Annotated in this window: 16 protein-coding genes; all 16 read right to left on the bottom strand. The window is 45.2% G+C overall.

Annotated features, from left to right (window positions below; all coding sequences use genetic code 11):
- Positions 1 to 20: 20 nt before the first annotated feature.
- A complete protein-coding gene (nuoI, locus tag HY064_13340) occupies positions 21 to 641 on the bottom strand; it encodes an NADH-quinone oxidoreductase subunit NuoI (protein ID MBI3511639.1) in 621 nt (206 codons plus the stop codon).
- Between the two features lie 35 nt (positions 642 to 676).
- Positions 677 to 1,738: an NADH-quinone oxidoreductase subunit NuoH gene (gene nuoH, locus HY064_13335; protein MBI3511638.1), complete on the bottom strand. Its 1,062-nt coding sequence runs from the start codon at positions 1,736 to 1,738 to the stop codon at positions 677 to 679.
- Between the two features lie 4 nt (positions 1,739 to 1,742).
- Entirely contained in the window at positions 1,743 to 2,747 is a 1,005-nt protein-coding gene (locus HY064_13330; GenBank protein MBI3511637.1) for a (2Fe-2S)-binding protein, read from the bottom strand.
- 6 nt (positions 2,748 to 2,753) lie between these two features.
- Positions 2,754 to 3,632: a hypothetical protein gene (locus HY064_13325; protein MBI3511636.1), complete on the bottom strand. Its 879-nt coding sequence runs from the start codon at positions 3,630 to 3,632 to the stop codon at positions 2,754 to 2,756.
- A 13-nt stretch (positions 3,633 to 3,645) separates the two neighbouring features.
- Positions 3,646 to 3,954, bottom strand: coding sequence for a nucleotidyltransferase domain-containing protein (locus HY064_13320; GenBank protein ID MBI3511635.1), 309 nt, complete (start codon positions 3,952 to 3,954; stop codon positions 3,646 to 3,648).
- The gene (gene nuoF, locus HY064_13315; GenBank protein MBI3511634.1) at positions 3,955 to 5,298 is read right to left on the bottom strand and encodes an NADH-quinone oxidoreductase subunit NuoF; all 1,344 of its coding nucleotides are present in this window, start codon (positions 5,296 to 5,298) and stop codon (positions 3,955 to 3,957) included. It abuts the gene before it with no gap.
- A 23-nt stretch (positions 5,299 to 5,321) separates the two neighbouring features.
- The gene (locus HY064_13310; GenBank protein ID MBI3511633.1) at positions 5,322 to 5,873 is read right to left on the bottom strand and encodes an NAD(P)H-dependent oxidoreductase subunit E; all 552 of its coding nucleotides are present in this window, start codon (positions 5,871 to 5,873) and stop codon (positions 5,322 to 5,324) included.
- 62 nt (positions 5,874 to 5,935) lie between these two features.
- The gene (locus HY064_13305) at positions 5,936 to 7,153 is read right to left on the bottom strand and encodes an NADH-quinone oxidoreductase subunit D (protein ID MBI3511632.1); all 1,218 of its coding nucleotides are present in this window, start codon (positions 7,151 to 7,153) and stop codon (positions 5,936 to 5,938) included.
- Between the two features lie 68 nt (positions 7,154 to 7,221).
- On the bottom strand, positions 7,222 to 7,749 hold the full coding sequence (locus tag HY064_13300) for an NADH-quinone oxidoreductase subunit C (protein MBI3511631.1): 528 nt from the start codon (positions 7,747 to 7,749) through the stop codon (positions 7,222 to 7,224).
- 49 nt (positions 7,750 to 7,798) lie between these two features.
- Entirely contained in the window at positions 7,799 to 8,362 is a 564-nt protein-coding gene (locus HY064_13295) for an NADH-quinone oxidoreductase subunit B (protein ID MBI3511630.1), read from the bottom strand.
- 44 nt (positions 8,363 to 8,406) lie between these two features.
- Positions 8,407 to 8,802 carry an NADH-quinone oxidoreductase subunit A gene (locus tag HY064_13290; protein MBI3511629.1) on the bottom strand — a complete coding sequence of 132 codons (396 nt, stop codon included), beginning with the start codon at positions 8,800 to 8,802 and terminating at the stop codon, positions 8,407 to 8,409.
- A gap of 184 nt (positions 8,803 to 8,986) precedes the next feature.
- The gene (locus HY064_13285) at positions 8,987 to 12,421 is read right to left on the bottom strand and encodes a WG repeat-containing protein (GenBank protein MBI3511628.1); all 3,435 of its coding nucleotides are present in this window, start codon (positions 12,419 to 12,421) and stop codon (positions 8,987 to 8,989) included.
- Positions 12,418 to 13,782, bottom strand: coding sequence for a hypothetical protein (locus HY064_13280; GenBank protein ID MBI3511627.1), 1,365 nt, complete (start codon positions 13,780 to 13,782; stop codon positions 12,418 to 12,420). The genes HY064_13285 and HY064_13280 overlap by 4 nt, the downstream gene beginning before the upstream one ends.
- A 137-nt stretch (positions 13,783 to 13,919) precedes the next feature.
- Positions 13,920 to 14,477: an HAD family hydrolase gene (locus HY064_13275; protein ID MBI3511626.1), complete on the bottom strand. Its 558-nt coding sequence runs from the start codon at positions 14,475 to 14,477 to the stop codon at positions 13,920 to 13,922.
- Positions 14,478 to 14,499: 22 nt separating this feature from the next.
- Positions 14,500 to 18,819, bottom strand: a complete 4,320-nt coding sequence (locus HY064_13270; protein ID MBI3511625.1) for a PKD domain-containing protein — start codon at positions 18,817 to 18,819, stop codon at positions 14,500 to 14,502.
- 137 nt (positions 18,820 to 18,956) lie between these two features.
- Positions 18,957 to 20,654 (bottom strand): T9SS type A sorting domain-containing protein, encoded by a 1,698-nt coding sequence (locus HY064_13265; GenBank protein MBI3511624.1) that lies wholly within the window; start codon positions 20,652 to 20,654, stop codon positions 18,957 to 18,959.
- Positions 20,655 to 21,247: the final 593 nt, after the last annotated feature.

The following is a 21,247-nucleotide window of genomic DNA, read 5'->3' as shown; positions in this document are numbered from 1 at the left end:
AAATTAAAATGTGCTTTGAATCAGTGGGATTGTTTTTTTGTTTGCAAAGATTTTTTCGGATCCCACAACTGGTTGTGTGCGTATTCGGAATGTGTTTTGAATTCGAGAACATCGGGCGTCTGCCGCTTACTCACATCAATGCGTTTTGATTTTTCCATGGGCTCCACGAGAATATCTTTTCCGTAAACAAGATCTCCGCGCTCAAATTCCGTAGGAACAATTCTGTCGGTGAGAAAGATCGCTTCTTTCGGGCACGCTTCTTCACACAAGCCGCAGTAAATGCAGCGAAGCATATTGATCTCGTAAACGGCAGCGTATTTTTCTTCGCGGTAAAGATTCTCTTCTCCTTTTTTTCTTTCAGCCGCCACCATCGTAATTGCTTCCGCCGGACAAGCAACCGCACAGAGTCCGCAGGCCGTGCATCGTTCCGCGCCATTCTCATCGCGCTTGAGCACGTGTTGTCCGCGATACACGCTGCTGATGGGGCGATGTTTTTCCGGATAGGAAATGGTGGCTTTCTTTTTCAGAAAATGTGAAATGGTAATGAGCATTCCCTTGAAAATGGAAACAAGATAAAGCCGCTCCAGGAACGTCATCTGCTTGTTGGAAACCATTTTCGATCTGTTGGTCAATGCCTGCATCTGCAATTATTTTTTTTACTGAATAAAATTACGGCTTACAATTTTCCTGTTCCCCACAATAAGAATCCCGTTGCAACGAGATTGATGACGGACAAAGGTATCAGGATTTTCCAGCCCAAATTCATGAGTTGGTCATAGCGGAAACGCGGAATGGTCCAGCGTATCCACATGAAAACAAAAATGAAGAAAAGTGTTTTGGCAAACATTACGCAGGTGCCCGCGAGCGCGAGCATATTCGGATCATGAATTTTATCCATCCACGGAAAATTATATCCGCCGAAGAAAAAAAGCGACATCACCGCAGAAGAGATGAACATGTTCACATACTCGGCGAATAAATAAAATCCGAGTTTCATCGAGGAATATTCCGTGTGATATCCGCCCACCAATTCTGTTTCGCATTCGGGAAGATCGAATGGCGTGCGATTCGTTTCTGCCAGGGCGCAAATGAAAAAGATGAAAAACGTCAATGGGTTTTTGAAAAAATTCCACGTGAGCCAATGTTCATTCATGAATCCGTGTTGCTCTGCTGCGATCTGTGAAGTGCTCAGCGATCCCGTGATCATGATGAGCGTTACCACTGAAATTCCCATTGCCACTTCGTAACTTATCATTTGTGAAGAAGCGCGCAATGCGCCGATCAGCGAATATTTATTGTTTGATGCCCATCCGCCGATCATTACGCCATAAACGCCAATGGAAACAACGCCGAGCAAATACAACACGCCGATATTCACATCGGCCACCTGCAGCGGAAGACTTTCTCCGTGATAGCGAATGTTTGGCCCCCACGGAATAACAGCGCCGGTAATGAGTGAAGTAAACATCCCGATGGAAGGGCCGAGAATGAAAAGAAATTTATTCGACACATTCGGAATAATTTCTTCCTTCATGAACATTTTCAATCCATCGGCAAGCGGCTGAAAAATTCCATAAGGGCCCGCACGGTTCGGCCCGAGGCGATCCTGTAAAAATGCGGCGATCTTGCGTTCGAAATAAGTGGAGTAGGCGGCAATTCCAAGTGAAACGCCGAACACGCAAATGGCGAGTATCAGCGGATACCAGTGGAAAACAAAGAGTGCGATGAGTGGTGTCATAAAATTATTTTGAAGCTTTTATTTTTTTCTCCTTCAATTCATTCAATTGTTTTCCCGTGTCCAATTTCAGTTTCGCTAATTCATAATGATTCTGCGAGATCACCGAATGACGATCAACATGTGACGGGCCCTCGATCGTCCAGTCCGAAACTTTTTTGTGATCGTAGCGGCAATCGTTGCAAATCCATCCCGGTTTTCCATCGGGCGTATCCTGCACTTCTCCCCATTGATCTTTACGCGCAGTTACACGCAACACATCTGCGCCCTTGAACCACAAGCGCACGCGCCCGGAACATTTTTTACAATTGCGATGCGCATCCACGGGTTTTGTAAACCACACGCGCGATTTGAAACGGAAAGTTTTATCGGTGAGCGCCCCAACAGGACAAACGTCAATGACATTTCCGGAAAATTCATTTTCGATCACGTTGTGTATGTAAGTGGAAATCTCAGAAACTTCTCCGCGATTCAGAACTCCATGCACGCGTTTGTCAGTGAGTTGATCGGCAACTTTCACACAACGGTAACAGAGAATGCAACGCGTCATGTGCAACTGAACTTTTGTGCCAATGTCAATTTTCTCGAAGGTGCGGCGTTCAAAATCGTATCGTGTTGCTTCGGCGCCATTCTCATAACCGAGATCCTGCAAATGACATTCGCCCGCCTGGTCGCAGATCGGGCAATCGAGCGGATGATTCAGCAATAAAAATTCGACAACACCTCTGCGCTCTTCAAGTACTTGCGGAGAAGTATTATTTTCCACCACCATTCCATCCATCACTTCAGTTCTGCAAGAAGCAACTGGCTTGGGCATTGGATTCGGATTTTGTGCAGATCCTTTTGATACACGCACAATGCACGTGCGACAATATCCGCCGCTCGTTTTTAATTTGGAATAATAACACATTGCCGGCGGAGCAACATGAGGCCCGAGCATTCTTGCCGCCTGCAGAATCGTTGTTCCTTTTGGAACTTCAATTTCGTGACCGTCTATGGTAACTTTTGGCATTCTGTATTATTTAGATTTTTCTGAATCTGTCAATGGAATTGCGTGAATGTGCGAAGGAAAATTCACTCCGAGCGAAAGAACAAGTTCATAAGTTGCGATCTGCTGGCGTGAAACTCCCTGTGCATTTCTTAGTTTGTAATAATTTGCATAAACTCCTTTTTGTCCGAACTCAAGATAAGCGCGATTGAAAAACACGCAACGCACAGCGGCCTCCGCTCCCACATTCCACCCGCCTATAGGTTGAAAATGCGGTTTGTTTTTTTCTCCGAAAATTTCATTTTCTACGTGAGGCGTATTCCATCCCGCGCCGCATTTTGTGATGTACGACAAATGGATCATCCCGTTTTTACTGTCGAACAGAATAAATTTTTTGACTAAGTTGAATTCGAAAAAATTTGCACCGTTGTTCAGTTTGTAAACAAATGGTTTTGGCCCCGTCGTTCTGTCGGGATACAAATAAGCGAGCGAGTCAAATGCAACTCCATTGGTAGTGCCTTTCATTTCCACATATTGGTAATCGGAAGCAATGAATTTTGCATGATCGTAAGTCAACTCAATTCCGAGATCCTGTTTTTCATTGAAGAAATAGCCGATGCGAACGCAGAATTGAGGAACAGTAAGCGGAACATTGTACAATTTTTCAAGACCAAGCCGATCATGCGCTTTCACATTATACAAAGTGTATTCGCTGTGCACCACTTCCTTCGCAACAGGGTCCGTATAATTCTCATCGAAATAAAGATTCGTTTTCGGGTACCAGAATTTTCCATAGCCCCAGGAGAAATACCAGTTGCCGCCTTTCTGAAATTTCCAGGTGGAATTCTGCGCAGTTGTATTGGAATACAACGCTACGGAAACCAGGAGGATATGGAGCCGCAATTTCATTTACTTTTTTAATCTATGCTTGAAACAGTTTTTGTTTGGTTTCATTGACCCGTTGAATAAAAAATCTATTTCTCAGGTATTTCGCCGTTACGAGGTCAACTTCTCTTCCGAAAAGTTTTTCCATTGTTTCAACGAAAGAAGAATAATTGTCGGCATAATCTGCAAGCGAAGCTTCGCCGAATTCCACAAGAAGATCAATATCGCTTTTCTCGTTGAACTTATTTTCATCAGTGACCGAACCGAAAGCATATAGCTCTTTCACCTTGTATTTTTTACAAGCTTCTGAAATAGCGGACATATTATTTGAGATAACTGAATTCATTTACACCATTGCAGTTTGATTTCTCAGTGAGTAATAATGCTTCACATCTTTTATCGAAGATGGATTATTGATGTACTCTTCAAAATCTTTTCTGAAATGGCGGATCGCACTCGCCACCGGCCATGCCGCAGCATCCCCCAACGGACAAATTGTTTTTCCGTCGATCTTCTGCTGAATATCCCAGAGCAGATCAACGTCCGTTTGTTTTCCGTGTCCGTCAAGAATGCGATGAAGAATTTTTTCCATCCATCCTGTTCCTTCACGACAAGGCGAACACTGACCGCAACTTTCATGATGATAAAAGCGCGTGAAGTTCCAGAGATTTTTTACGACAGAAGCTGTTTCATCCAGCACGATGAATCCGCCGGAACCCAGCATTGTTCCTGTTGCAAATCCTCCATCAGCGAGTGATTCATAACTCATCAGTCGCGGTTCTCCTTTCGCTGTTTTGAGAAATAATTCTGCAGGAAGAATAGGAACGGAAGATCCGCCGGCAACAACTGCCTTTAATTTTTTTCCATTCTTGATTCCACCGCAATAATTTTCCGAGTAAAGAAATTCTTCAACGGGTAAACCAAGATCAATTTCATAAACCCCCGGCTTATTGATATGTCCGCAAGCGGAAATGAGTTTTGTTCCTGTAGATTTTCCAACGCCGATCTTCGCGTATTCTTCTCCGCCCATATTTATGATCGGAACAACCGCCGCAATGGTCTCGACATTATTCACAACGGTCGGTCTTCCCCAAACTCCAGACACCGCAGGGAACGGAGGCTTGATACGCGGATTACCGCGTTTCCCTTCGAGCGATTCGATCAATCCTGTTTCTTCTCCGCAGATGTATGCGCCTGCGCCAGGGTGAACATAGAGATCACAATCAAATCCGGAACCGAGAATATTTTTTCCAAGTAATCCTGCGGCATAAGCTTCAGCAATTGCTTTTTCGAGAATGTGGTAAACGTAAAGCAACTCGCCACGGATGTAGATGTAGGAAACATTCGCACCGAGCGCAAAACTGGAAATGATCATTCCCTCAATGAGCAGGTGCGGATTGTGCTGCATCAGGTAACGGTCTTTGAACGTTCCCGGTTCTGATTCATCAGCATTACAAACAACGTGACGCGGAACGCCTTCCGGTTTCGCGATGAAACTCCATTTCATTCCTGTTGGAAATCCTGCACCACCACGTCCGCGCAATCCGGATTTTTTTACTTCATCCACCAGCTCTTCCGGTTTTTTCTTCAGCGCTTTTTCCAGTGCGGAATATCCGCCGTGCGCTTTATAAACATCGAGAGTTTCTATTCCCGGGACGTTGATGTTTTCAAGAAGAAGTTGTTTTCCCATTCGTCAAATCCGTATTTCGTAGATTAGTGTTGATTCGTATTTCGTACGACATGTTTTTTATCCCAATGCGTTTTTCTTTCACCTTTCGATCTGTAATCATTCAGCATGTTGTCAACCGATTCGCACGTCATGCCTTCGTGATATTTTTCTCCGACTTGTATCACCGGGGCGGTTCCACAAGCAGCAAGACACTCCACCGTTTTCAATGTGAACATTCCGTCTGAAGTTGTTTCTCCGTCTTTGATGTTTAATTTTTTTTCAATGTGGCGAACGATGTCTTCCGCGCCAAGCAACCAGCAAGGACCCGTACGACAAACTTCGATCAAACATTTTCCAACCGGTTTAAGATTGAACATGGAATAGAAGGAAGCAACTTCGTACACTTCGATCGGTTGAACTTTAAGAATGGAAGCAACGTAATCCATTACGGGAGCATCGAGCCAGCCATCGAATTCCATTTGCGCGAGATGCAACAATGGAATGACCGCCGATTTTTGTTTTCCTTCGGGATAACGTTTGAGGATGGTGTTCACCACCGCTAAAGTATCATCCGAAAATTTTATCTCTTTTGCCATTTCAATTTGTACTTATTCGTATTTCCTAACTTTTAGTAAACTTTTAGTATTTCGTACAACCGTTATGCGTCGAGTTCGCCGGCGATAACATTCATGGAACTCATAGTGAGAATTGCGTCAGACAACATTCCGCCTTTAATCATTTCAGGATATGCCTGGTAATAAATGAAACACGGGCGACGGAAATGCAAACGGTAAGGACATCTTCCTCCGTCGCTGATGAGATAGAATCCGAGTTCTCCGTTTCCGCCTTCTACCGAATGATAAACTTCACCAACCGGAACGTCGGCTTCTCCCATTACAATTTTGAAATGATAGATGAGCGCTTCCATTTTGTTGTACACATCTTCTTTCGGAGGCAAATAAAATTCAGGAACCTCAGCATGAAAAATATTTTCCTTGCGATCAATTTTTGCGAGTGCCTGTTTGATGATGGAAAGTGATTCCCACATTTCCTGTTCGCGCACCATGAAACGATCGTACGTATCACCATGCTGCCCGACAGGAATTTTAAAATCAAAATCTTCATAAGAAGAATAAGGATTCATCACGCGCACATCATAATCCACGCCCGCAGCGCGCAGGTTCGGGCCGGTGAATCCGTACTCGAGTGCGCGATCGCCTTTGATCGGGCCAACGTTGATCGTGCGATCCATGAAAATTCTGTTACGCACGAGGAGATTTTCAAATTCTTTCAATGCTTTCGGAAAATCGCGCAGGAAGTTGTCGATCTTCTGCCACACTTCCGCAGAAAAATTCCGTTCGAATCCTCCTATGCGTCCGATGTTTGTTGTGAGTCGCGCTCCGCAGATATTTTCAAAAATTTCGTAGATGAATTCTCTCCACTGGAAAATGTAGAGGAACCCGGTCATTGCGCCGGTGTCAACACCAATGACCGAATTGCAAATGATATGATCGGAGATTCGCGAAAGTTCCATGATCACGACGCGCATGTATTCAATTCTCTTCGGCAATTTCACACCGAGGAGTTTTTCCACCGTCATGTGCCAGCCCATGTTGTTGATCGGTGAAGAACAATAATTCATACGATCGGTGAGCGTGGTGAGCATGTAATACGGCTTGCGTTCCGAAATTTTTTCGAATGCGCGGTGAATGTAACCGATGGTGGATTCCGCGTCAACAATTTTTTCTCCGTCCATCTTCAGCACGTTCTGAAAAATTCCGTGCGTGGCAGGATGCGTAGGACCGAGATTGAGCGTGGTGTACTCTTTCTCTTCGGGATGTGCGGTATTTACATTTTCGTCAACGATATTTTCCATTTTATTCCTGGCTCATTCGTTTTTTTCGTAGTTCGTAGTTCGTCAATTTCGTAGTTCGTACAAAAGGTTTATCGTCCGAACATAGAATCATCCTTATCATCGCGCGTTTGATCTTCCAATGGAAATTCTTTTCTCATCGGGAAGAAAGTGATGTCGTCCATATTGAGAATGCGTTTGAGATTTGGATGCCCTTTGAAAATAATTCCGAAGAAATCATATTCCTGTCTTTCCATCCAGTTGGCAGTTGGCCACAATGCAGTTGCGGAATCGATGTCGAGATCATTCGCCGGAACGAAAGTTTTCAGGCGAATGCGGAAATTCTTTGGCATGTTGTGCAATTGATACATCACACCAAACTCCCCGCCCTTGTTATCGGGATAATGCAATCCGCACAGGGTAGTGAGAAAATGAAAATTCAATTCCGGATCTTCTTTCAGGAAACGGAGAATGTCAATTATTTTTTCGCGCCTCACAATGAAAACCGGGAAATCATAATTAATGCCTGAGGAAATTATTTCATCACCGAATTTATCTTTCAGCCGCGAGAGAACTGTGTTGTGAAGTGTTTGAATATTTTCTTGTGTTGCTATTGTCATTTTTATTTTTTGTCAGATTGAGTCCTGAGCTTGTCGAACGGATCGAAGGCTATTCAATTCCATATTTAGCCAACAATGCTTTGTATTCGGGAGAATCTCTTCTGCGCAGCGATTCACTCTCCACGAGTTTTTGTATCTGGAGAATTCCGTCGAGAACTTGCTCCGGCCGTGGAGGGCAACCGGGAATGTAAACATCAACCGGAATTATTCTGTCAATTCCCTGCAGCACGCTGTAGGTATCGAAAATTCCACCGCTCGATGCGCACGCGCCCATTGACAAAACCCAGCGTGGCTCTGCCATTTGCTCATACACTTGTTTTAAAACAGGCCCCATTTTTTTTGCGATCGTTCCCATCACCATCAGCAAGTCGGCCTGGCGCGGAGAAAAACTCAATCGTTCTGCACCGAATCTTCCGAGATCATAAGTGGATGCCATCGTTGCCATGAATTCAATTCCGCAGCACGAAGTTGCAAATGGCAATGGCCAGATGGAATTTTTTCTTGCAAGCCCCACCACTTTCTCGAGCGAAGTCGCGAAAAATCCCGGACCTTCCACTCCCGCAGGAGAGTGAGACATCTGGAGTTTTGTTCTTGGTGTGATTATATCAGACATTTTTTATTTTTTTAATTCAATTTTCAATCTTGAATCTTGAATTTTCAATCTTCCCATTTCAATGCACCTTTTCTGAGGATGTAATAAAATCCCACAAGGAAAACCGCCATGAAAGAGATCATTTCAAAAAGTCCTAATGGGCCGAGGCCTTTCAAAGGCCCTGCTCCATCGGGATCGCGGAAATTCACCGCCCACGGATACATGAAGATCACTTCCACATCGAAAAGCACGAAGAGAATTGCGACAAGAAAAAATTTTACAGAGAATGGAACCCGCGCATTGCCCTGCACTTCAATTCCGCATTCGAACGTATCGAGTTTTTTCTTCGTGTTTCTTTTAGGCCCCAGCCAATGCGTTGCTACCATGGTCGTCACTACAAATCCCGCAGCGACAACTATGGTGAAAATAATGGGAACATAATCAACAGCGCCTGAGTTCATGATAGTTTGGAGTATGGATGGAGAAGACCCGAGATTTTCGTTTTACAAAAACTTTTTTCCTAACCTGATTTCATTCTGAAAATGAAACTCAGGAGACGAGGTAAAAATAAGTAATTATTATAATGAAAAACCTGTTTTACAGGCGAAAATCGGTGAATGAATTCTACTCATCGACGAGCGGAATTCATTCGCCTTCCGGCCAGCATATCCTTCCGTCGGGAAACAAATATCCCATTGCATTTCCTTTATCGAAACGCACCATCTTCAGTTCAGCATCATAATCTATAGCATCGTATTCAGCAGGAAGAATTTCTTTTCCGTCAATGGAAAAAAGCCCTTGCGTGTAATGCATCTGGAATCGCGCGAGGCCCTGGTCGAATGGAGAGATCATGAAATAACGCGGACGCACAATGTAAAACCCGGTGTAACTGATGAGGCCCCACGTCATTCCTTCGCGCACGCGCGCAGCGCCATCCTGGAATGGAAGCGCTTCTTTGTATTCGCACCGGTTCACCAGTACGCCGTGTCGCGTAATGAAATACATTTTTTCTACCTCTTTTTTCTTGTTGAGTCTTCCGAGAAGATATTTTCCTTCGCTATAACCGAGCAAAACGCAAGAACGCGGAATGCTGAAAAAAACAGTTCCAGAAGTATCGATGAATTGTCCTTTGTGATCCATCGTGTACGTGTACGCGCGGTGATCCTGAAATTTTCCGGCAATCATGTATTGCGGTTCAATCGCGAATTTTCCATTGGTGCGGATGTATCCCCATTTACTGTCATAAGACGCCGCAGCAAGATTTTCCGAAAATGATTTTAGCTGATCAAAAATAGAAGCAGTAATTATTTTTCCGCTGGTGTCGGTAATTCCCCATGCTGTTCCGGAGAGATAAGCAATGCGGCCTTCGCCAAGATATTTAAACTGATCATAGCGCGGCGTGATAATTATTTTTCCGTCGGCGCGGCAAACGCCATTCACATATTCATTCCTCAGCACAAAAAATCCGGGAAGCAAAGAGTCGAGCAATGTTATTTTATTCCACACCGGTTTCTGCAGCCATTTTCCGTCTTTGTCAATGAGGCCCCAGCCATCGCGCGTTTTCGCAGGAGCAGATGAAACAGAAAAATCACCGGCCTGTAAATACTTTGGTTCCACAATGAAATTTCCGGAAACATCAATGAATCCCCATTTGTGATTACTGTTTGCGCGCGCAATTCCATTGTGAAATCCACCTGCTTTGTCGAATCCGGGTTCTATGATCTCGGTACCGAGTGTATCGATGAATCCCCATTTCGTTCCTTTGCGCACGGCTGCTTTTCCCTCGGAGAACGGAAGTATTTCATTGTAATTTTCCGGACAAATTATTTCTCCTCTTACATTCATCACTCCCCATTTTCCTGTTCGTGTAAAACCAATGAATCCTTCTCCGAGTGGTTTGCTCATTTTAAGATCGGCAGGAATAACAATATTTCCATTGCGATCGATATAGCCATAACGCAAACCATTATTCTGCGCAAGGATCATCGTGTTGGTATCGGCCGGCAGGTAGCTGACTACATCGTACGCGCAGGGAATAATGGAAGAATTATCCATTCTGAGTACGCCCCATTTTTTATTTTGTTTTACAATGCCGGTTTTTTTCTGCGAAGGTTTTGCTCCATCGTAAACGGGAGCGATCACAATTTTTCCGGTGGAATCGAGATAGCCCCATTTTCCGCCGGCAATGCAGATATTTTTTTCCATGAATGTTTTTGAAGTGCTGGCAATGCCGAATGATCTCATCTGGTTTAAATTCTGTTCGGTTGTGAAATGAAAAACATTCGTGATCATTTCGCCCGGATCATCGATCGTCCATTTTCCCCCGGTGCAGAAACGCGCGTAACCGTTCGCAACATTTTCCACGTACGTGCAGCGGAATGTGCGCGCGCTTCCGTCTGTACTCACGAGCGCCATGCTCCCGTCGGTGAGTGTAGCGCGCACGTACCCGTAAAATCTTTTGTTCCCGATGTCGGTGGTGAGGATGGATGCATATTCCGGTTTGAGCGTGAATTTTCCGGTGGTGTCATTCACCAGCCCCACACGATCCATTGCGTAAGAAATTCTTTCATCAACGATCACGGAGGGAACTTCTTCTTTGATCGCAACCAACGTAAGAAAATTTCCTGCCGGAGTTACGTATTCAAATTGCGCAGGAAGAATAGTATCGCCGGTGAAAGTATTCCGCATTCCCCACAATCCTGTTTTGTTATTCATGAACCAGTCGAGCGAATCGATGCGCGGCGTATAGCCATTTGTTGTTCCTGCGGAAGAACTATTCACCGGTAATTTTACAGGCGCTTCTCTCCCGGTAATTTTTATTACACGAAAAACATCGTAGTTATCCTTGCTGAAAATATTCCCATTTTCATCGAGTGTAATGTAAGTTGCAGAACTATCTGTATGCAGAACCTTCACAGTAAGATCACGCACAATGATCTGCTGAATTCCGGGAGGCACCAGAACCATTCCGCGATCATTGATGAGTCCCTGCTCGTTACCGGAATAAAAGACGGCCACTCTCGAACGGAAAGGATCGATGTGCGAATAGGAAGTGGGCGCGATCATTTTTCCATCGGGAGAATAAATTCCCCAGTTATTTTTTGCATCCGCAGCAAACCATAATCCGTTTCCGCCAATGATCACGTCGTTGTAAAGAACCGGGACAATTATTTTTCCCGTCGTATCTGTGAGCCCGCATTTTCCGGAGAAGTCGATGAGTTTTGCCCAATAGAGATCGAGAGGAAGAATGGTTTTGTAATGAACAGGAGTAGGCATGCCGATCTCCGATGTGAAATAAATTCCGAGCGAATCTTTTTCTTTTACGCCCGTGAAATAATAGCCGATGCGGAAAAGACTGTCGAACCCGAATGGAATTACTTCTCGGGAAGAAAGATCAACGGCGCCCCATCCTTTCGGATGATCGGCATTTTGTTTTTCATGATAAGCGCCTATGATATTTTCATTGGGCAAATAAATTATCGAGAACTCATCTTCAAGAAATCTTTTTCCGTCTGCTCCAATGAGTCCGATTTTTTTTCCGGTGTGCAGCTCCACATATTTTCCATACACAAGTGTGATCGTATCGTAAACCGCTTTGGTAAGCAGCACTCCGTTTTTATTCACCGCGCCCCACAGCGTATCTTTCCTGTAAGTGAAAACATCGGGACTCAGGCGCAGGATCTGGTCATAAGCGGGCGCAAGAATATTTTTTCCAGTCACAGTGCTGATTCCCCACCCGCCGAGCGTATCGCTGATTTCATTGACATAAACAGCAAGAATAGAATCGTCGAGTTGAAAAACCTGGTCGAATCCGGGTGTAAGAATTTTTCCTGTGGAATCGATCGCGTATCCTTTGCGTCCTTTTTCAACAACAGCGATTTTTTTTCTGAAAGGATAAGCCATGTCGAATTGAGGAGAGATGACAATGTTTCTCATCGTGTCGGCATAGCCCCATAATTTTCCCTGCTTCACAGGAAGCAAAAGACGCGGGGAGCCCACGTCTTTTGTTTGTGCGGATGTGCAATGAGCGAAGGCCAGAAGAAAGATCACGCTTATGCACGCAGGAAATTTTCGGATCATAATTGGGAGATCAGTTCATCTATGTCTTTACTGTTGGTGACGGCCTTAGAAGTTTTGTGCAGATGAAAATCTGCAATTCCATCGCGGTCTTTCGGGCACTCACCAATGAATTCATTGTTATTGAGAATACACGCTTTGGATGTTCCGCGCAAAACCGCAATGACACAACTATTGCGTTCCTGAATATAGCTAATATCCGCAATTTCAGAACCGACATAAGTGCGGATGAATCTTCCTCCCACGGCGCACACGAACACGGCAACGTTCTCAAGATTTTTTTCAAATTCGGCATCATCGAAATGAAAACGTGCGCGTATCTGGCGCACTTTACCATAGATGGCCCACATATCGAAGTTGCAAATACCAAAGCGGTTAATATTTAATTTGCGTTCGAATTGTTGCGTTAGTGCAACGTTTATTCTATTCTGCTGGCGGCCGCGTTCCGAATTTTCGAAGGCGAACATTTTTGTTTTAAAATCCTCTTTTGCTTTCTGGTAATTTTCTCCTTTGAGCGAAGGATAAACATCAGTAGAAAAAGTTCTGCTGTTGTCAGAAAGTTTCATGTTGTAACGGCAGGTATTGGAATCATTCATCACCAGTTTAGCCGAGGTCCATTCTTCATCGTAGATCCATTTATTTTTTTCGGGATCGGTTCCTGTTCCCGCATATTGCCAGAGAATATTGGAATAACCCGAAAGTTCAGGATGATCGGAAACATCCACATCCAGATTCAGAATTGCTTTGGAAGGATCATATTCATGCGGGTCCACCGGCTTCGGAAAAAATTTATCAATGGCAGCAAGCAATTTCATGCGAAGCGTATTCGGCCCGGCGGTAGAAGTGGAAACAAATCCCCATTTGGCATTAGCCGTATCGAGTTCATAGAAATTATAATCCGCATCATTTTTTGATGAAGCGAAATCCATGCTGATCGATTTTCCCGGAGCAATAGAAACAGGATTTCCATTCTGTGTTCCGGAGATCTGGAACATTCCGGCAGAAGCGAATGTGTGATCGGTTCCCGAAGTATCGTAAACCATGGTAATTCCAGAAGCAATGATCTCTCCCGGTGTATAGAATGCGCGGTAATGCAATTGAATTTTTCCATTGACAGGATTTCCATTGGCATCCACAAAAATATTTTTCGGAATGTAAATGTTTGTTCCTTCACCGAGACGAACAGTGTCGTCATTAGCAACATCCACATCAAAATCGCGGAAGGGAACATCGTCTTTCAGAGCAGGATCAACAGCGTGGCGTGTGTTGCCGGCTGTTTTCTGGTCGGGTTTGCACGAGGCGAAACACAGGCAGGTGAGCGCTGCCGCGAGCGCACACAGAGGGATAAAATGCGAATTTTTCATGGCTTTTTATGTGTCGTTTGAACTCATAATACCATGGGTCGCGGAAAGTCACAATTATTTTTTGGAAAAATTTTCGTCATAACTCACCGATTAATCAGCGGGCTATGATGAATTGGCGGTTGGTCCGCCAACCGGAATCAGAATCCCTGCAGAAAAGTTCGTGCCGCGCCGAGATCGCTCACATAGCCATCACATTTCATGGCTACATCTTTTTCTTTTCCCACGAAAATTGTTTTCATCCCGGCGCGCTTTCCGAATTCCATATCACTTTCCGAATCTCCGACGATGATGCTTTTTGCAAAATCAATTTCGGGCAGCACTTTTTTCGCCTGCAGCGCCATTCCTATCCCGGGTTTTCTCATTGGCGATTTTTCTTCTTCCAGTTGAGGCGCGTAAAAAACAGCATCTATTTTTCCTCCCGCCATTTCAATTTCTTTTTTCATGTGCGCATGTATGTGCGCGAGATCTTCATGCGAATAATATCCTTTTCCGATTCCCTGCTGGTTGGTAATGACAATTATTTTTCCAAAGAGAAATGAAAGTTCCGCAATGCTTTCTTTTACCAATGGAAGAAATTCAAATTCTTCCATGCACTTCACATAATCGCCGGGAAAACGTTTGTTGATCACACCGTCCCTGTCGAGGAATAACGTCCAGCTTCTGTCAATATTCCATTCGGAGATCTTCGCATTCATAATTAACTACAGGAAAAAAATATCAGAACACGATCACGCGCTGCACGGTTTGCTGTTTCTCATTCGTCAAACGAACAACATAGGATCCGGCCCCGTAGCTGCGGATGTCAATATGTTTTGTGTAGGAACCGGAAAATTTCTTCAGTTCATCATTGAAAACAAGTTTACCATCGATACTGAAAATCTGCAGCACGTAATCGGCATTCTCTGTCGCCACGAATGAAAGATCGAATTCTCCGCTGTTCGGATTCGGTGCGACGCTGAAGATCGGCATTGAAGAATGATCCTCTATTCCGTTCACGAACAACTGCGAAGAAATTCCGGAAGAACATCCCTGGTAAGTGAATGCTTCCACGGAATAATTTCCAACCTGCGTTGCAGTATAGGTTTGAGAAGTGGCACCCGCGATCGGATTTCCATTGAGGTACCACTGATAAGAATAACCGAAAACAGAACAGGTGAGCTGGAACCCATTCACGAGTACAGAAGGCGTCATAAGCGGAGGAGTGACCGTTACTGTTTTTATTCCCGTTGCAGTGCATCCATTGGTATCTGTTGCAATCACTGTGTAATTTGTGGTTTGCGTTGGCGATCCAACCACGCTATCGCCGGTTGCAATATTCAATGTGTTCGTTGGTGTCCACGCATAACTCCATGCCGGATTTGTAACCGTAAGCAAAGAAGTATCTCCCACGCAAATGATGGAAGGGGCTGCATTAACAGAGAATGCAGGATTCGGTTTGATGGTGATGGCAACGGTGTCGGAAGAATAACATCCGAGAGGGTTGTATCCTAACACAACGAAGGTTCCGGAAGCGGTCAGGTAAATTCCGGGATCAGCAACATTGGGATTGCTCATTCCTGTGGATGGCGACCAGCTGTAAGTGGTTCCTCCGCTTGCATTGAGTTGCACATACGTTCCGCTGCAATAAGATGAATCGGCTCCTGCATTTATCGCCGGCGAAGAATTAACAGTGATCACCTGTGAAACAGAATCGCTGCCGAATGAATTTGTGGAAACAAGCGAAACAGTGTAAGTGCCTGCCGTTGCAAAAATGGTTGTTGCATTCTGTGAAGTGGAGGTTGACGGATTTCCTCCGGGGAAATACCACATCCATGAAGCCGGCACAGGCGATGAAAGATCATTGAATGTTACCGCATTATTTTCACATACATTTCCATTCATGGAGAACGAAGCTACGGGAGCGGCATTTGCAGTTCCGGCGATATTGATATTATCAACGTAAAGATAATTTCCGTGACGCGCGTGATTTCTGAAAGCGAAGATCACATCACTTTGATTGGCGTATGCACCGAGATTTACCGTTTCTGTTCTCCACTGATTGTTAGAAGGAGTGAAGGGGGTGCTCAGCGTTCCCGCAGTGGCGAGTGTCAATCCGCCTTTCACGTAAACAGTTGTCCATGTTACACCGCAATCGGTTGAAACGCGAACCTCGAGTGAATCGGATCGTGAATTACTGTAGCGCGCGTAAGCCACATCGAACTGCAATTGCAGCGAAGAATAACCGGTGAAATCCAATCCCATTGTGCGGATGTCATCTTTGTCGCCTCCGCCATTCTGTGTATAATTATTGAAGTACGCAGAATTCGTGCTGTTGTGTCCGACTGTATTACTGCGTTGCCAGAAAAAATTCTGGTTGCCTCCATTGAGCGTTGTCCATCCTGCGGGAACAAAAGTTGAATTCAAAAATCCTTCCACGAAAGGCGGCTGAACATTTCCGTTCACAGTGATGTAAGCAGTTTGTGTCAATGTTGCATTGCCTGCTGCATTGGTGGCGACAAGTGTTACCGGATAAGTTCCGGGAGTATTGTAAACTATGGATGGATTCTGCACCGTGGACGAAGAAGGATTTCCGCCGGGGAAACTCCATTGCCAGGAAACAGGATTCATTGTCGAGAGATCGGTGAATGAAATACTTTGACCGGGACAAACATTTCTCAGGTTAGCTGTGAAATTTGGCTGCGGAACCAGCAACGACTGATCGATCGGAACTTCCCAAACACCGCGGCCATAAGTTGCCGCACGCAGGATCATTGTGGGTTTAAAAATTTTCAGATCATAAACAGGCGCATCCGGAAGTGATTGAAAAAAAGGTTGCCAGTTGGCAGAAGAATTATCGCGGTAATAAACGCCCACGTCACACCCGATGAATATTGCATCACTCATTGAACCCGGAACACTGGTAATACAATTAGCAGGAAGATTCGGAAGTCCGTAAGAAATATTGGTCCACGTTGTTCCGCCATCGGCGCTGTAAAAACATTTCATATTCGGAGTATATCCGCTCAATGAGATCCAGATTTTATTCGGATCATAACTGCTCACAGCAATTTTTGTAATAGAAGAAGAAGAAGTGTTGACGGAAGGAGTGATGTTGGCCCATGTAACTCCGCCATCGGAAGATCGTGTAACGCCAACACCGGTTGTTGTATAAATGATCTGATTGTTGGAAGGAGCGATCTCAATATCTTTTAAAACACCGAGCATAGTTGTACTCGTAGGATTCCAGGTATTTCCCAAGTCCGTCGATTTAAAAAGCTGATCATACCCGGCGTAAAGTGTATTTGCATTCACAGGGTCCTGGCACCACGGAGTTACCCAATCGGCACTCCCGGTCAATCCACTGGTAATTCCCGACCAGAAACCGCCGCCATTCGTTGAGCGATTGAATGCGCCATAATACAATTCACCAAACATATTTCCATCATTGGTTCTGTCAATAAAACAAACCATTCCGTCGCCGCCGAGACCTTCAAAATAATTTGCGCCGACTTTTACATTCGTTCCGTTATCCTGATGGCCGGTGATAAGAGTTCCGGAATTAAGCTGAGATAATCCCAGACTGTAAATCTGGGCAATGCTGAGATTGTGACTCAAGTCGGAAAAACTTCCACCGTCATTTACAGTTTTAAAAATTCCTCCGTCGCAACCGATGTAATAACTTCCTCCGGCAACCGGATCGAAAACAATATCGTGCACATCCGCATGCACGTAAGGTGCGCCCGATCCCGTCCAGTGCGCATTGAGCGTCCAGTTCACACCGGCATCATCACTTCTCCAGACATTCACACCGCCAACGAGAACAATATTCGCATCATAAGGCGCAACAGCAATAGAAAGATCATACCATCCCTGCCCGGTATTGTCGCCACCGGAAGGATCCCATCCGAGCAAATTCGGTTGACCGGATTGCGGAGTGAACGAACTTCCTGAATTCGTCGAGAGATAAACTCCCTCGGAAATATAAGAAGAGGTATGCGCGGCCACGACGTAAACATTATCAGGCGCAGCCGGCGTAACTGCAATTGCCAGACGGGCAACAATACTGCTTTGCGGAAGCCCTGTAGTAATGAGCGACCATGTTAATCCGCCATTTGTACTTTTGAAAAAAGAAGTTTTACAAGCATAAATCGTATTCGGATCCCCCGGTTTGAATTCCATATCCTGTGTGTTGAGCTGCGAAACAAGATACCAGTTAACTCCTGCATCATAAGTTTTGTAAATGCCGGAGGATGTTCCTGCATAAAGAATATTCGGATTCGAAGGATCGATAAGCAATCGCCCGATGCGGCGAACCTGGCTCGAAGTAAAACTGAGACCGGTTGTGTTCCAAGACAACCCACCATCCGTACTTTTCATTACACCGATACTTGGACTGTCGCCTGCATCATTGTCGCCACTTGCCATGTATATGATGTTGGTGTTGGTTGGATCTATAGCAACATCAGAACATCCGATCTCAGGAAGAAAATCGGTCAGGCATGTCCACGTGGTTCCGCTATTGGTAGATTTCCACAAACCTCCTGCGGGCGTACCCACGTACATGGTCGTTGTCGTAACCGGATCGAATCGTATGCAACACAATCTTCCCGCGCCTGAATTTGTGGGCGCCCCCGTTGGGCCTACGAATGACCAGGAAGAGGAAGACTGCATTCTTGCGACTGAAGAATTATGCATTGTCATTGCAGCAGGATTGCCTTGAAGATATTCGTTGAATTTCTGATTGGTCGTATTCACAATAGAAACATCACCTGTTTCGCCCACGCGCGGCTGCATGAAATATTCCCAGCGTTTGAACTGAAAATAAGTTCCATCCAGCTCTTCATTTCCGTGCGAGTCACGCGGATGCTCGCGCATGTCGCGGATCATTTCCTGTTCACGATCGTAATAAGCGGAATCGAACGCAGCTTTGACAACGAAAAAATTAGTTCCCGGCGTTTGCCAGAGATCGATCCAGTTATTGGAATTCTGCGCAAACAGAATCCGGGAGCAGAAAAAAATTGAAAGAAGAAGAGTGCAGATTTTTACGGAGCGGAACATTGCAGCGGATGTTTTTAGAGATGAAATTTCATGGACCCCGGGGAAGTCGGAACGGAAAGTAAATGTCGGGAGAAAAAGGGAGAATTCAGAATGAAAAAATCACGAATGGAGCTAAAATCAGCCGGCAGATTTTGTTATCAGTACACGATCGTTTTGATCGCAAGCTCTTTCGTTCCGGTTTTCAATCGCACGGAGTAAACGCCTTTTCCATAATTACTCAGGTCAAGATCTTTTTTGTATTCGCCGGAAAAATCGCCAAGCGCTTCACGATAGATCAACTGACCAAGTGCATTGTAAATATCCACTGTACAATCTGATTTTTCTGTCAAATTGAAATTCAGTGTGAAATGTCCGTTATTCGGATTCGGATATAGATTGATGAATTCTACCGACGACGAAACAGAAATACCTGTTGGGTCTGTTACGCCGGAAGATTGTCCGGAACCGCAACCTGCTGCATCAAATACTTCCACGGTATAAGTTCCATTCTGTGTTGCGGTGTACGATTGTGAAGTTGCGCCGGAGACAGGATTTCCATTTAAATACCACTGATAAGTTGTGCCGACAACGCTTGATGTTAATGTAGTTCCATTGATGATAATATTTCCGGCAACCGGTGGCGTATCGACGGTGACGGTAAAAGTTGCAGATCCATTGCATCCGTTTGCATCCGTTCCCAACACGGTATAGGAAGTAGTTGCAGCCGGAGAAACTGCAACAGTTGATCCGTTGAGCGCACCCGGATTCCAGGTATAATTTGTTGCACCGCTTGCGGAAAGATTTGCTGAATTTCCTTCGCAAATAAGCGAATCCCCTGTTGCAGTTATTATCGGTAGCGGATTTACAGTTACCGTTTCCTGTGCAGTGTTTGCGCATCCATTCAAATCGGTTCCTGTTACGGTATACGTTGTTGTTGATGCAGGAACGTCGGTCACGGTTGCTCCCGTTGTGTTTATCGGTTGCCACAAATAAGTGTTTGCGCCGCTCGCGCTGAGAGTAACAGCATCCCCGGTGCAAACCGACGTTGCAGATTCTGATGCAGTAACATTCGGAAGAGCATTCACGTTGACAATGACCGTTGCAGTGCTGGAACATCCAACAGCATCCGTTCCTGTTACGGTGTAAGTAGTGTTTGAAACAGGATTACCGGTAACAGGATTTCCATTCACATTAATCGGCATCCAGTTATAAGTTGATGCTCCTGATGCAGTAAGTGTAACTGCGCTTCCAGAACAGACAGTGCTACTTGATGAAGAAGCCGTGACGGTTGGCAATGAATTCACAGTAATGGTGAGTGTCGAAGTGTTCGAACATCCGTTCACATCTGTTCCGGTAACAGTATAAGTTGTGGTCGATAGTGGCGTAACAGTAATGCTTGTTCCGCTCATGCTTCCCGGCATCCAGTTGTAGGTTGTTGCACCCGAAGCGGTCAGTGTAACGTTTCCATTCTGGCAGACCGATGGGGACGATGAAGAAGATGTTACGCCCGGATTCGGATTTACGGTGATCATTTGTGTGGTTGTGCCAGAACACAACCCAGTGGTGCCCGTCACAGTGTAGGTAGTAGTTGACGCAGGAGAAACGGTAACCGTAGCTCCCGACAAACTACCGGGCATCCACGCATAAGTTGTAGCACCACTTGCCGTGATCGTGGTTGAGCTTCCAGAACAAATAGCTGCGCCGGTTGTGGTTGTTGTAACAGTTGGAGAAGGATTCACTGTAATTGTTCTTGTTGCCGTTGCAGTGCAACCATTGCCCGTCGTTCCGGTCACTGTGTAAGTAGTAGTCGAAGCCGGAGAAACCGTAACAGTAGTTCCCGACAAACTTCCCGGCATCCACGCGTAAGTTGTTGGGAGAAACCGTAACAGTAGTTCCCGACAAACTTCCCGGCATCCAGGAATAAGTTGTAGCGCCACTTGCAGTGATCGTTGTAGAACTTCCCGAACAAATAGTTGCGCCGGTTGTAGTAGTTGTAACAGTTGGAGTAGGATTTACTGTGATTGTTCTTGTTGCCGTTGCTGTGCAACCATTGCCCGCCGTTCCCGTCACTGTGTAAGTAGTAGTCGAAGCCGGGGAAACTGTAACTGTAGTTCCGGATAAACTACCCGGCATCCACGCGTAAGTTGTTGCGCCGCTCGCGGTGATTGTGGTGGAATTTCCCGAACAAATAGTTGCGCCAGTTGTAGTGGTCGTAACAGTTGGTGAAGGATTCACTGTTATAAGTTGTGTTGCAGTACTACTGCATCCGGCAGAGGTTCCCGTCACGGTGTAAGTAGTAGTTGAAGCTGGAGAAACCGTAACAGTAGTTCCCGACAAACTTCCCGGCATCCAGGAATAAGTTGTAGCGCCACTTGCAGTGATCGTTGTAGAACTTCCCGAACAAATAGTTGCGCCGGTTGTAGTAGTTGTAACAGTTGGAGTAGGATTT

This window comes from Bacteroidota bacterium (genome assembly GCA_016194975.1).
GTDB lineage: Bacteria > Bacteroidota > Bacteroidia > Palsa-965 > Palsa-965.
Note: the sequence above shows the minus strand (reverse complement) of the source record. Positions and strands in the feature narration are given on the sequence as shown.

Excerpts from the sequence above, each read along its gene's own strand:
- nuoI (MBI3511639.1), bottom strand. The coding sequence starts at position 641 with ATGCAGGCATTGACCAACAGATCGAAAATGGTTTCCAACAAGCAGATG.
- nuoH (MBI3511638.1), bottom strand. The coding sequence starts at position 1,738 with ATGACACCACTCATCGCACTCTTTGTTTTCCACTGGTATCCGCTGATA.
- HY064_13330 (MBI3511637.1), bottom strand. The coding sequence starts at position 2,747 with ATGCCAAAAGTTACCATAGACGGTCACGAAATTGAAGTTCCAAAAGGA.
- HY064_13325 (MBI3511636.1), bottom strand. The coding sequence starts at position 3,632 with ATGAAATTGCGGCTCCATATCCTCCTGGTTTCCGTAGCGTTGTATTCC.
- HY064_13320 (MBI3511635.1), bottom strand. The coding sequence starts at position 3,954 with ATGAATTCAGTTATCTCAAATAATATGTCCGCTATTTCAGAAGCTTGT.
- nuoF (MBI3511634.1), bottom strand. The coding sequence starts at position 5,298 with ATGGGAAAACAACTTCTTCTTGAAAACATCAACGTCCCGGGAATAGAA.
- HY064_13310 (MBI3511633.1), bottom strand. The coding sequence starts at position 5,873 with ATGGCAAAAGAGATAAAATTTTCGGATGATACTTTAGCGGTGGTGAAC.
- HY064_13305 (MBI3511632.1), bottom strand. The coding sequence starts at position 7,153 with ATGGAAAATATCGTTGACGAAAATGTAAATACCGCACATCCCGAAGAG.
- HY064_13300 (MBI3511631.1), bottom strand. The coding sequence starts at position 7,749 with ATGACAATAGCAACACAAGAAAATATTCAAACACTTCACAACACAGTT.
- HY064_13295 (MBI3511630.1), bottom strand. The coding sequence starts at position 8,362 with ATGTCTGATATAATCACACCAAGAACAAAACTCCAGATGTCTCACTCT.
- HY064_13290 (MBI3511629.1), bottom strand. The coding sequence starts at position 8,802 with ATGAACTCAGGCGCTGTTGATTATGTTCCCATTATTTTCACCATAGTT.
- HY064_13285 (MBI3511628.1), bottom strand. The coding sequence starts at position 12,421 with ATGATCCGAAAATTTCCTGCGTGCATAAGCGTGATCTTTCTTCTGGCC.
- HY064_13280 (MBI3511627.1), bottom strand. The coding sequence starts at position 13,782 with ATGAAAAATTCGCATTTTATCCCTCTGTGTGCGCTCGCGGCAGCGCTC.
- HY064_13275 (MBI3511626.1), bottom strand. The coding sequence starts at position 14,477 with ATGAATGCGAAGATCTCCGAATGGAATATTGACAGAAGCTGGACGTTA.
- HY064_13270 (MBI3511625.1), bottom strand. The coding sequence starts at position 18,819 with ATGTTCCGCTCCGTAAAAATCTGCACTCTTCTTCTTTCAATTTTTTTC.
- HY064_13265 (MBI3511624.1), bottom strand. The coding sequence starts at position 20,654 with ATGCCGGGAAGTTTGTCGGGAACTACTGTTACGGTTTCTCCGGCTTCG.